Annotated in this window: 14 protein-coding genes and 1 tRNA gene; 5 read left to right on the forward strand and 10 right to left on the reverse strand. The window is 46.0% G+C overall.

Annotation, left to right across the window (positions count from 1 at the left end; all coding sequences use genetic code 11):
* Positions 1 to 105: 105 nt before the first annotated feature.
* Positions 106 to 1137, forward strand: a complete 1032-nt coding sequence (locus H1230_RS21755; RefSeq protein ID WP_239711973.1) for a hypothetical protein — start codon at positions 106 to 108, stop codon at positions 1135 to 1137.
* Positions 1138 to 1207: 70 nt separating this feature from the next.
* On the opposite strand, the gene H1230_RS21760 is transcribed toward H1230_RS21755, so the two are convergent.
* Positions 1208 to 1396: a YqzE family protein gene (locus H1230_RS21760; RefSeq protein WP_239711974.1), complete on the reverse strand. Its 189-nt coding sequence runs from the start codon at positions 1394 to 1396 to the stop codon at positions 1208 to 1210.
* A 173-nt stretch (positions 1397 to 1569) separates the two neighbouring features.
* Between H1230_RS21760 and H1230_RS21765 the strand changes: the two genes are divergently transcribed.
* Entirely contained in the window at positions 1570 to 2313 is a 744-nt protein-coding gene (locus H1230_RS21765; RefSeq protein ID WP_239711975.1) for an N-acetylmuramoyl-L-alanine amidase family protein, read from the forward strand.
* Here the strand turns inward: H1230_RS21765 and H1230_RS21770 are convergent.
* The 3 genes from H1230_RS21770 to H1230_RS21780 form a co-directional block, all read right to left on the reverse strand.
* Positions 2300 to 3223, reverse strand: a complete 924-nt coding sequence (locus tag H1230_RS21770; RefSeq protein WP_239711976.1) for a divergent polysaccharide deacetylase family protein — start codon at positions 3221 to 3223, stop codon at positions 2300 to 2302. The two genes, H1230_RS21765 and H1230_RS21770, sit on opposite strands and share 14 nt — an antisense overlap.
* 103 nt (positions 3224 to 3326) lie before the next feature.
* Positions 3327 to 4406: a glycerol dehydrogenase gene (locus H1230_RS21775; protein WP_239711977.1), complete on the reverse strand. Its 1080-nt coding sequence runs from the start codon at positions 4404 to 4406 to the stop codon at positions 3327 to 3329.
* A gap of 129 nt (positions 4407 to 4535) precedes the next feature.
* Positions 4536 to 5573, reverse strand: coding sequence for an aldo/keto reductase (locus tag H1230_RS21780; RefSeq protein WP_239711978.1), 1038 nt, complete (start codon positions 5571 to 5573; stop codon positions 4536 to 4538).
* A gap of 231 nt (positions 5574 to 5804) precedes the next feature.
* On the opposite strand from H1230_RS21780, the gene H1230_RS21785 reads away from it, so the two are divergent.
* Together H1230_RS21785 and H1230_RS21790 are read left to right on the forward strand one after the other, a co-directional pair.
* The gene (locus tag H1230_RS21785) at positions 5805 to 6482 is read left to right on the forward strand and encodes a DUF7002 family protein (RefSeq protein WP_239711979.1); all 678 of its coding nucleotides are present in this window, start codon (positions 5805 to 5807) and stop codon (positions 6480 to 6482) included.
* A 463-nt stretch (positions 6483 to 6945) separates the two neighbouring features.
* On the forward strand, positions 6946 to 7593 hold the full coding sequence (locus H1230_RS21790) for a transcriptional regulator (protein ID WP_239711980.1): 648 nt from the start codon (positions 6946 to 6948) through the stop codon (positions 7591 to 7593).
* Positions 7594 to 8088: 495 nt separating this feature from the next.
* Here the strand turns inward: H1230_RS21790 and ltrA are convergent, their stop codons facing one another.
* From ltrA to H1230_RS21805, 3 genes are all read right to left on the reverse strand, one after another.
* Positions 8089 to 9351, reverse strand: coding sequence for a group II intron reverse transcriptase/maturase (gene ltrA / locus H1230_RS21795; protein ID WP_239711981.1), 1263 nt, complete (start codon positions 9349 to 9351; stop codon positions 8089 to 8091).
* Between the two features lie 162 nt (positions 9352 to 9513).
* Entirely contained in the window at positions 9514 to 9687 is a 174-nt protein-coding gene (locus tag H1230_RS21800) for a hypothetical protein (RefSeq protein WP_239711982.1), read from the reverse strand.
* 269 nt (positions 9688 to 9956) lie between these two features.
* A tRNA-Leu gene (locus tag H1230_RS21805) sits at positions 9957 to 10040 on the reverse strand.
* Between the two features lie 179 nt (positions 10041 to 10219).
* Here H1230_RS21805 and H1230_RS21810 point away from each other — a divergent pair.
* Positions 10220 to 10687, forward strand: coding sequence for a YhjD family protein (locus tag H1230_RS21810; protein WP_239711983.1), 468 nt, complete (start codon positions 10220 to 10222; stop codon positions 10685 to 10687).
* Between the two features lie 109 nt (positions 10688 to 10796).
* Here the strand turns inward: H1230_RS21810 and H1230_RS21815 are convergent, their stop codons facing one another.
* The 3 genes from H1230_RS21815 to H1230_RS21825 all read right to left on the reverse strand — a co-directional run bounded on the left by H1230_RS21815 (position 10797) and on the right by H1230_RS21825 (position 12128).
* Positions 10797 to 11015, reverse strand: a complete 219-nt coding sequence (locus H1230_RS21815; protein WP_239711984.1) for a hypothetical protein — start codon at positions 11013 to 11015, stop codon at positions 10797 to 10799.
* Between the two features lie 119 nt (positions 11016 to 11134).
* On the reverse strand, positions 11135 to 11452 hold the full coding sequence (locus H1230_RS21820) for a hypothetical protein (protein ID WP_154117748.1): 318 nt from the start codon (positions 11450 to 11452) through the stop codon (positions 11135 to 11137).
* A 103-nt stretch (positions 11453 to 11555) separates the two neighbouring features.
* Complete coding sequence (locus tag H1230_RS21825; RefSeq protein WP_239711985.1) at positions 11556 to 12128, reverse strand: xanthine phosphoribosyltransferase; 573 nt, start codon at positions 12126 to 12128, stop codon at positions 11556 to 11558.

The raw sequence follows: 12128 nt of genomic DNA on the forward strand, positions 1-12128 counted from the left end.
AAGCCTAGCACGACAGTAAGCAACACCCTTTTTAAGGCTTGTCCTCTACAATAATTAGTAAGTAGCTCTTCCCCTTTAGCCGAAAAAAGAAAGGTGAATAAAGCCATGAAAATAAGATTACGATGGAGGCCAGCTCTTAGGCGGCAGGGTCGATTCCTCCTGTTGCTCGGTCTGGGAGTGGCCATAGCTGGCGCAAGCTTCCCCACTGCGCTGGCAGCTACCGGCAGCCGAATAAGTGTTGTACAAGCCGTCTCCGCAGATCTGCCTGTGCTGGAAATGAAATCAGTCAACTCACCCGTCACGGTGCAGGAATTCAGTCAGCAGATGATTGATAAGCTAGCTGCGGAGGCACCCTTCACAGATTGGAAGGACGCTAGCCCCATTTATTATCCGCTTGGACCGGGTACTCACAGCTGGCTGGTTAACGTGATGAACGGTCAGCAACGGATAGGATATATGATCATTTCCGCCACCGATCAAGGCGGTTATATGCTTAGTGAATACGGAGCCGGAACCTCCGGACTTCCCTTTAGCCTCAGTGAACTGCGCCAGTTTCTGGTGCAGCAAGGACTTATCACTTCATCATCTGTGTCAGATATTACGCTTACAGCATTATACGCACCTCTGCTGCCCATCTGGAAAATAACCATTGAGAATAAGACATTTTTCATTAATGCATCCGTGCCGCAAATTTTACCGTGGAGCCTGAGCAAGGCTGAAGCCGTACTCAAGGGAAAGTTAACCGCTAAGAATGTAGTGACTAGCCGTGATGTTTATCTGTCTCCCGGTTCAGCCTACCGGAGCGGTGGAGTGGATGACCCGTATGCTGATTTACTGTGGCTGACAGTCCCTAAGCTGCCACTGGTGAATGCTGATAGTTTCATTTCTCTGATCCCGAAGGGAGGAAGCATCGCTTTTCAGGCCGCAGGCCGAAATGACGCTTTAGGTGCTCCTTTTATGATTACAGGATATCAACGTTGGCTGCTGCGTTCAGGCAATAGTACAAAAGAAAATAGCACTGTATATGTTGCTTCAGGCCATGCAGGAAGGCGCTATCTCCCCCTCTCTGCACTTCAGGATAATGGCACATTGCATAAGCTGAACGTAGATAAAAACAATACCTACACTGATATATGAAACAGCACAAAAAACCTTCCATGCGCCGCCATCGTGCGGTCCAAGAAGGTTTTTGTGCTGTACAGCGCACTCATTCCTTGACTTTATGACTCCAACTACTCCGCCAAAGAGACATGCCAAGCGGAAGCATACCGAACCATTTCTGCGACCATGGCTGCTTCGTTGCTTCCCGGCGAGCACGGCTGCTGCGCGGGTCCTCCATATACACTACGACTTTTTCGGTTATATACTTCACTAGTTCATCCCCATCGGAAGCCATTTATGCCACCTCCTTAATCTAATTAACAGAACCATTCGTCCATCACTATATTTAGTGTGCACCGTTAGGGCTGTATTTAAACTGTGGACAATGAATCGTATAGGTTTACCAAAGAAAGCACAATCTAACAGAGACTAATGGATGAACATTCTTGTGAAAAGGGGTTTTGCCACTTGAGACTACACTCTATTCAGAGAACAGCTGTTGCCCCGCGTAGCTTTATTATCACTCTGGCGGCTGCAGGACTGATATTCCTTCTAGCCGGAACAGTACAGGCTAATGGCATTCCTACTCAGACAGATGTTAAGGAAGAGCGCCAGCATGTACTCGGTCATGGCCATCGAATGATTCTGATTGATGCCGGACACGGCGGAATTGATGGCGGCACTTCCTATGGCAAAATTCTGGAGAAGGATATTACCCTTGAAATCTCGCGCCGTTTATTTCTGCTGCTGCGCAGCGATGGCTTTGATGCCATTCTAAACCGTAATGGCGATTATGCGCCCAGTGATGAGAACTTCTGGCTCCGCAGCTCTTCCCGCCATCTTAGAGATCTGGCCCAACGTAAAGAATTGGCCGAGATGCTGCCAGCGAATGTAGTAGTCAGCATCCATATTAACTGGGCACCTTCACCTTCCAAGCATGGACCACTGGTTTTGTATCGTCAGGAGGGACGCAGCTTCATGCTTGCCCAATCCATTCAGAGCCAGTTGAACAACCTTTATCAAGCGAAGACCGACCCAAGACAGGGCAAACCCTTTTATTTACTTAACAAAATCACTGCCACAACCGTTATCGTTGAAGCGGGCTTTATTAGCAGCCCCTCCGATCGAGCCATGTTATGCGGCAAAGTAGGTCAGCAAGAGATTGCCGAAGCAATTGCAAACGGGATTGCCGCTTACCTCATGGAAATTTAGGAGCTGGATTCCATTTCCACTCTTCTTTGACCAGATCAGATATCCCGACAAACTCAACACTGTTGCGCATTTCTGCTATGCCGCTGCGAATACCGGCGGCAGTCTCTTTGCCTTGCAGACCGACATGGCCGATCGTTATGCAATAATGCTGTTCCAGCGCACGCTCCTGAACAAGACGCATTTGCTTCAGCACATGGCTAGAGGTATGCAGATCATCCAGGAAGATATGGTTCTCCACGCGGGGCAGCCCCTTCTCCAGTGCTATTTTACCGACCACAGAGCGATAATTGGTTTTACTGTCCACAAAAAATAACCCCCGTTCCTTGCAGACGTTCAGCACGATGCCCATTACCCGCTCATCACCAGTTACCCTTGAACCCATGTGATTGTTGATCCCAATTGCATACGGGATATTATCCAGCGCCGCTTCCACACGCTGCCTAATTTCCTCATCACTCATCTTCGCCAGTACCGCTCCAGGCCCCAGCCATTCCGGCTTGCCATGACGCGGCTCCATCGGGAGGTGCAACAATACGTCAAACCCGCGCTCATGTGCACGCCGCGCATCGCTGATCGATGTGGGCAGAAAGGGCATGACCGCAACCGTAATTTTGACCGGCAGACTTAACATTTCATCTGTCCCCCGCATTCCGTTGCCAAAATCATCGACAATAATGGCTACACGACTGCGGCTAGAACCCTTGTTTTGTCGTCGTACAGCAGTGCTGTCTTCAATGGAATTAGCTACTGGTGCAGCCATTCTCTGGGAGGAAACTTCTACGGCGTTTCCGCTTACAGCAGGCGTAGCCATAACAGACAGCGGTGATCCCATTCCACTCCCGGTGAGCGCTGTTACAATCATAAACAAATATAAGAAATAACGTTTTACAGTATGACTGCCCTTATTCAATTAGATCTCCTCCTTAATCTTCAACCAATGTTCTCATTGTTTGGATTAAGGAGACTAAATATGTGCGTAGACCATACTCAATAATTAGCAATTGCCTTATTGTTTATTGTCCCAAACGGTCAGCAGCAAGAATAGCTTCCAATACCTCTTCAGCATGTACCTCAAAAGGCATGTTCTGCATCGGACTATCCTCAGCACAGCTGGCCCGTGCAACTCTCATAAGTTTTTCCAAGTCGAGGCTAGTGATGCCCAGCTCACGTAAGGTCACCGGAAGACCGATCTCCTGACAAAAACGAATGACCTTTAAGGTCTCATCTGCAGGTGCCTTTTCCAGCACAAGCTGCACAATGGTGCCGAACGCAACCTTTTCGCCATGATATATATTGCGACATTCTTCAAGGAGGGTAAGTGCATTATGTATGGCATGCGCTGCGGCAAGTCCACCGCTCTCAAACCCGATCCCACTAAGATAAATATTAGCTTCAACGATATGCTCAACAGCCGGTGAGGTACGCTTGTGCTGAACGTCATGCAACGCCTCCACTCCATCAGCGAAGAGGGTATCCAGACAAGCCTTTGCCAGAGAAATAGCAGCAATAGAAGGAGTCCCACCAGCGTGAGTTAACGCCTGTGACTTCTGACAAGCTCTGGCTTCGTAATAAGTCGACAAAGCATCTCCTATACCTGCAGCAAGCAATCTGGCAGGTGCTTTGGCAATAATGTCTACATCGGCAACCACTAAATCCGGATTTCTTCGTAAAGCAAGGTAGTGGTCAAATTCACCTTCGTCCGTATAGAGTACGGACAACGCACTGCACGGAGCATCCGTTGATGCAACAGTAGGAACAATGACGACAGGCAGCGAAGCAAAATGACTGACCGCTTTAGCCGTATCCAACGTTTTGCCGCCGCCAATGCCCAGAATGACATCGCTGGAACTGAGTTCGACTACTATGGAATCCACCTGACTCTGGCTGCATTCCCCCCTGAATTCCCGAAGTTGTAGTGGAATGGCTGCATCAGCAAAGCTGCGTACAAGTTCCTCCTTGTACAGCGAAAGAATATAAGGATCGACTATTGCATAAGCCTGCGTTGTCCCTAGCTGAGCACAATAAGACCCCAGCTTGTTAATTTCACCGCTGCCCTGAATATATTTGGATGGTGAGATGATGATCTGTGTCATTTATTAACAGCCTCCTTATGATTGGAATACTTCATCATACGTGCAACCGATCTTTTTCAGCAATAAAAAAAGCTCCAATCGGAGCTTCAGGCAAATCATTTTTTTAACTTTAAGATTCAGGTCAGCAGTTTATGCCCTCCGTCTGCTTGTAGCATTCATCCAATCGGGAGCCCAGCCCCGCTCCAATGCATCTAAGGTTAGGCCTGGAGCAACGATCGTATCAATGGCGTCCAGTATATCTGTGCTTAAGTGGATATCTGCGCCTTTTATAGTATCCTGCAACTGACCAAGTGTACGCGGACCAATAATTGTGGAAGTAATTGACGGATGCACCTGAGTGAAAGCGATCGCCAGATGGGCGAGTGTCATTCCTGATTCGTCAGCGAGCTGCTGTAGACGGCTAATCATATCGAACTTTAGAGTATTCTCTTCACGGGTGGGGTCAACGACATCGCCTAGTGTATTCCCTTTAAAACGGGTAGCCCGGGAATCGGTCGAGGCGGTCTGACCTTTTGAATATTTACCGGTGAGCAAGCCACCTGACAATGGACTCCACACCAGAATACCCATACCATATTTTCTCGTAGCTTCAAGTACGTCAAATTCAATCCCGCGATTCAAGATTGAATAGGGCGGCTGCTCACTAGCAAAACTGGCCAAATTACGTTGTTCACTCACAGCCTGAGCTTCTGCAATCTGCCAGGCTTGAAAGGTGGAGGAACCAAAGTAACGGATTTTACCTTCCTGAACCAACTCTGTTAATACACTAAGCGTCTCTTCAATATCGGTCTGTGGATCAGGACGGTGTAGCTGATAAAGATCAATATGGTCAGTTTGCAGCCGGCGCAAGCTATTCTCTACTTCCTGTTTGATCCAAAATCGAGAATTTCCACTCTGGTTTAACCCGTTTCCCATGGGCAATCCCACTTTGGTGGCAAGCACAACTTCATTACGCCGACCTTTTAAAGCTTTTCCGACAATCTCTTCTGATACACCTGCTGAATAGACATCAGCAGTGTCAATAAGGTTAATACCTTCAGCTAGAGCTTGATCCACAATTTGAAAACATTCTTCCTCATTCGAATTTCCCCACCAGCCAAATGATCCTGTACCCAAACTATAACTGCTTACTTTTAAACCCGTACGACCTAGAATGCGATAATCCATAGTGAATTTCTCCTTTAAAATTATTTTTATTTACTCTATCCATGAAACTAAAAAGCAAACAATAGTTAAAGAATGAACATTCTTTAACTATCAAAAAAAATTATCCGTTACTGTGCAGGAATCATAACATATTGGGAACGATCGGTAAAGATATAAAATTAATATACCTTAGTTAAATTACATACTTCGAGGACAAGAGTAACAACACTGGCTTAGGTTTATAATGACAGCATGAATATAAATATCATTGAGGCCATTACCAAAAGTCCGCTCAGACGCTCGCTTTATCACTTCACCAGAGTCAGAAATCTCCAAGCCATAGCACATCTGGATGGCTTATATTCGTCCGCTCTCCTCTCTCCTGAGTTCTCCGAAGGAATTCGCCGGAACGAAACAAAACATATCGCTGTTTACGGTCAGTCCATTGTTCTAAATGCTCATTTACGTATCCACCCTGAGATGATGGACCCTGACACCACGGAAGAGCACTTTCGAGCCTGTCTGGACCGCCACGTCTTCTTGTGGCCAACTGAACGGGACTGTTTGGCCATGGCCAACATGTATTCCCGTAGAGAACCAAATGAATCCTTTGCGATTCTTCAATTTGCAGCGTATGAACTGCTGGCTGATCATTATGCAGCGATTAAGCTGTCTAAGTACGATTCTGGAAGTTCGCCTCGTTATCCGCATCGGACCTCCTACCGCAAAAGTTGCAGGATGTTTCTCCCCCTAGACAGCTTCAGGCAAACCACGGATCGCTTGGTACCGATCAAACCTTCCGAGATCAAAGAGGTTCTTGTTGAGAATACGCTGGTTCCGCTCAGCAAATATTTACAGACCGTTTATTGCTCTGAAGTGTTGCAGGTACCATCTGAGTGGAGAGCTTTGGTTAAACCATTGCTTCTGTAACTTATGAATTCAACCAAGCTCTAGAGTCTTTCATACCTACTTCGACTAATTTACTTACAAGTACTGCCGAGGCAAATAAAACAGTGTGCGGACACAGAATCCTCTATTTTCTGGAAATACCTATATTTATTGGTCTCGCGGACTGAGGTTCCACTATTTGTGCTAAAACTGCTTATTTGGATGGCATTTAAGCGTTATAACGGATTCTCTGTCCGCCAACACTCCCAAACAACACAAAATAACTAGATTAGCGGAATTACAGTCCGCTGGGTTTCATTTGGTTTGTTGAATTTCTCAGTAAGCGATATAATAACTGCATAAAGGCCGTGAAGAACACGCCGCTTTCATACAATGACATCCATTTTTCAGTAAATGGGGGGAATTGTATTGAAGCGGTTTTTGTTTTTTTCTATGAGAGGTTACCGAAATGTCAGTTTAAATTGAATCTTTGGAGGGAAATGCAATGTCACAGTTCGAGCAGCTATATGAAGAATGGTTACAGATGAATTTGGATCATGAGAGCAATCCGAGAAGAAGGGAATTTCTTCAGAAAGGTCTGGGACATGGAACTATCGAATTCCTACGGTCCGTTTGGTTCCCAGCTATCGGGAATTTCAATCACTTGCTTCCTGAATGGGAGGTTCGTGACTTTAACAATGGATTCCGCTATTTAGATCTTGCTTATATGCCTGGAGGCGCAAAAGGTGGGATAGAAATTCAGGGGTATGGTCCTCATGCGAGAGATCTTGATGTCAGACGATTCAAAGATTTATGCCGACGCCATTGCTTGTTGTCATTGGATAGTTGGACATTTCTACCCATCGCCTACCCCTCAATCGTTGAAGAACCCAAACAATGTCAGCAACTGGTACTCGCATTTATCGGAAAGTTCATTGCCACAGACGTTCTTTCTACATTATCTTGGTTGGAAGCCGAAACGGTTCGATTTGCGCGGCGCTTGTTGCGGTCTATAACACCTTTAGAGTTTGCTAAACACCTGCGAGTGAGTGATCGGCAGACTCGGCGAATATTGCATAGTCTGGTTGAGCTACAAATACTGGACATCGCAAGTGGTCAAGAAAGAGCACGTACCTATAAGCTTCGATTGTAACTACAATAATTGTGAGTCTTGTGAGCAGTACCGCGCAGCGCATTCTAGCACATTACATTACCAACACATCATATATTTACTATACATTGCAAACTTCAAACAGATAGCACCGATTGTAGCAAAGAAAACTAACTACTTCAGAATAAAAAAGAGCATCTAGTGGACACAGAATCCTCTATTTGCTGAAAATGCCTATATTTATTGGTCTCGCGGACTGAGGTTCCACTATTTGTGCTAAAACTGCTTATTTGTATGGCATTTAAGCATATAACGGATTCTCTGGCCGCCAACACTCTCTAAAAACACAAAATAACTGAAATAGCGGAATTACAGTCCGCGTGCCACTGACTTCTGACTTCTGAACTCTGATTTATGGATTTATGGATTTATATGCCTATTTGATTTGGATAAATCAAATAGGCACAATCGAGTAGGAGGGGGCGGTGAGCCCCCGACCTCTCACACCACCGTACATACCGTTCGGTATACGGCGGTTCATGAAATATTCCGTAAGGAGTTGTATCTGTCCAACAAGCTCTTTAATCCATTGGATTCCCAGTATTGGTTATTCAATGCTCGTGACAAAATTGGACTTCCTGCTATTCGCCAATACCCTTTACGGGTATTCCCCCACTCATAGGCTCTATCCTTGGGCATGCCTAGAGATAAAAGCCTTTTAACTTTGGTTCGCGGGTTCTTCCATTGCTTCCATAGGCACATTCGTAGCCTTCTTCGTATCCACGCGTCCATCCTTTGAAAGATACTTGGCGTATCCGCAAGCGAGAAGTACCCACACCATCCCATTAGGTATTGGTTTAGTTCCTTCATTCGCTCTTCCATCCTCATCGGCTTCTTTCGGGAGGTGATCTCTCGAATTCTAACCTTCGCTTTCTGTAAGGACTGTTTTGCAATTCTCACTTTCGGCTCTTGGTCTATGCTAAAACTAAACCCTAGAAACTTCCGTTTCCATGGACGGTCTACCGCGCTCTTCGCTGGATTGACCTTCAGTTTTAGCCTTGTCTCGATGAATCGGGTGACGGATGCCTTGACTCGTTCGCCTGCTCTTAGCGTTTTCACGTAGATATTACAGTCGTCCGCATAGCGGACGAAGCGGTGTCCACGTTTCTCTAATTCCTTGTCCAGTTCGTCTAGTACGATATTAGATAATAACGGACTCAAAGGGCCCCCTTGCGGTGCTCCTTCTCGTGTCGGTTGAACGAACCCGTTCTCCATTACGCCCGACTGAAGGTATTTACGAATGAGTAACAGGACTTTCTTGTCCTTCACTTTCTCCGAAAGCTTCATCATTAGACGGTCATGGTTGACGCGGTCAAAGAACTTCTCCAAGTCCAGGTCGACTACGAATCGGTAGCCTTCTTTCATGAATACTCTGGCTTTCCTCACAGCGTCATGTCCTCGCCGCTTAGGGCGGAAGCCATAACTATGTTCCGAGAACTCTGGATCGAACAATGGGGTTAACACTTGGGCGATCGCTTGCTGTAGCATTCGGTCGGTCACGGTAGGAATGCCTAACTTCCTGACACCTCCGCCATTCGGTTTCGGGATTTCGACCCGACGCACGGGGCTCGGCTCATAGGTTCCCTCTTCTATCGCTTGCCGTATCTTCTGCCAGTTTTGTACAATGTGTTCGCGTAAGGATTTTACGGACATCCCATCTACGCCATGACTTCCTTTATTCGATTCGACTCGCTTTAACGCTTGTAGAAGATTTTCCCGTGACAGCAACGGCTCCAACATTTTTTTTACCTCTCTTTACGTGATTTGTGCCTTCTTCTTGTGCCAAAGATGAATTCTGCCCTGCCGAAGCTCCACACGGGATTCACCGCTTCCTTCTTCCGTCAGGTCCTTTCGGATGTTCTGCTGTCATGACTCATCTTGAACGCCTAGATGCACAAATGCCTATTTCATGTTCAGCCCTTCCGCTCGTGTTGCAACACGAAAGCGTACTATGGCGTCTGCTGACTTCTGTACGTTCAGCTTACTTTCACAAGTAAGGTTATGGAAGTTGTTCCACATTCCGTACAGATCTCCCCAGGTAAGAACGCTATCTTCCTCTCCATCTATCTGCTTCATTTACTCTCGTACGCCTTTGGCAGTATGGACTTTGGTTTGTTTAGCAACCTCATCCAACGTACGCTAGCCTTATATGAAGTTCGTGTTCCTCAGACCAGAGATTTGCCACCGGCTTCCTTCAGATTCCACCTTACGGTGGACACCCTTGCCTTAAGCTAATGACTACTACTGCCTTCGCCATTCGGGACTTCAACCCTAGAGATAGCGCCCATGCTGGGCGCACTAAAAAAACACTCTGGAATAATTCCAGAGTGTTTTAAAAACTATGATGCGGTCAAGAGGACTCGAACCTCCACGATATTGCTATCACTGGCACCTGAAGCCAGCGCGTCTGCCAATTCCGCCATGACCGCATATTATGATGTTTCGCTTTCGCGGCAACAAAGTAGATCTTACCATGCTGGCATTCATCCGTCAACTCTTTTTTAGTTTTCCATTTTTTCATAATTTTTTGTATAATTATTGCTTTTGTTTGTGTATTTCATGTATAATGAGAACAAAGGTTCGCATACTATAAATGAGGTGATTTATAATGGCGACTACTAAGATAAACACTCCAAACACACTACGGAAACCAGCAATTATTGAAGATATAACCACAGAAGAACTGTCCCTTGTCAGAAGTTATCTGCTGCTAACGTTTATTCATAAAGTATTCGAACGTGATTGCCGAGTAATCAGCAAGAGCGGCTTATTTAAGACTCCTCAGCTTTATATGGAGCTAATATCCAGCGGAGCCAAGAAAACCTCTCTAATGCTAAATGAGGTTACACGTGAGCTGACCTCCCATGATCTGCGAATTACCACCATTCGTCAGGATCAGAATGGAGTTGAAGCCAGCTATTCCTGCAGAGGCTACAAGGGTGAAATGAACATCCTGTGGCCCGGCTTCCGCAAGGAGATGCTGCTGCGCATGCGTGCCTATCTTGGACTTGCCACAGAGCTCTCCATCCTCTCCAGAGAACAAAGTTCATTAGAGCAACTAGCCCTGTCTATCTAACCCCTGTCGATACTGTAAGACTCATACATCTATAACAGAACAGCTCCCCGCTCAGATCTGAGTGGGGAGCTGTTCTGTATTGAACGTCATACCTGAAATGAAATAACAATTATATATTTTCGAGATCTTTTCTTGGCTCGGTGAACGGCTGAAACAAGTAATTACGATCCAGCTTTACGATTCGTTTATTAGGTCGGCGGACCATCACTTGGGTCTCGTCCCAGGCAAGTACAATCCCCTTCACGTCATTGCTCTCCAGGCCATCGCGTACGACACGTATTCTCTCACCGGAAATACGGTACGCATCCAATTGTTCATCGCTAATCATGGTTCACTTCCCTTCTCCTACTAGTTTACCCTAAATCTCTTCAAGAAAAAGACCCAGATGATAATTCATCGGGGTCCTGTGTAAGTAATAAACAACCGTACTTGTCTTCTAAAGCTCTCCTATATCAGCGCTTCATTCTTCTCAAACCAAAAATCAAGAACTTTAGCGGACATCACTCGTGTTTCCAGATACTCCACTTGGTTAGGTGTAAAGCTTTCTCTCCAAGAGAAAGATAATTCTTCACACAAGCCTTTGATTGTCAGAAGTTCTGACCAGGCTACATAGCGTTTGTACCAAAAAAACTGAGGATGTTCAACCATATAGGGATACAGGTCGTCAAACTCCGTGTGTTTACAATCCAGCGCACGCTCGAAATGATCCTTGGCTTCGGTCAATTTATCAATAAAAAATTGCTCTGTCACCGGTTCTTTCCCCATTGTGACGCCTCCTCTCCTATGTCTAATATTATTATAAAGGAAAACTCATAGTGTGAAAAGCAGTTGTTTCGAAAATAGGCTTTGTTCTTACTTCTGACACGGTTTAATCGTCAAAAACAATTTTCCCATCGCTAAGAGACATAATTCTGACCAGCGACTCCAACCGAATGCCCTGTTCTCTGATTGTACGAGCTCCAGCTTGGAAGCTTTTCTCCACGACAACACCCAGCCCAACCAGCTCCGCACCGGAGCGCTGAATGATTTTAATCAGCCCACGCGCTGCATCACCATTGGCGATAATGTCATCGATAAAGAGTATTTTATCCTCCGAAGAAATGAACTGACGCGATAACATGATGTCCGTAACAATACCTTTTGTAAAAGAAGGTACTCTCTCACACAAGGCATCCGGGTCAGCCAACAGCGTTTTTTTACGGCGTGCAAATACCAGTGGCACATTCATTACGTATGCGGTGGCAAATGCCACGGCAATGCCTGAGGATTCTACAGTAACTATTCGCGTAATGCCACAATCGGCAAATCTCCCAGCAAACTCCCGTCCCATTTCCATCGTCAGCTGTGGATCAACCTGATGGTTCAATAGAGCGTCCAGCTTCAGCACCTGATCTGAAACTACGACCCCTTCTTCCAAAATCCGTTGTTTCAACACTTCCAT

Source organism: Paenibacillus sp. 19GGS1-52, assembly GCF_022369515.1.
GTDB lineage: Bacteria > Bacillota > Bacilli > Paenibacillales > Paenibacillaceae > Paenibacillus_AQ.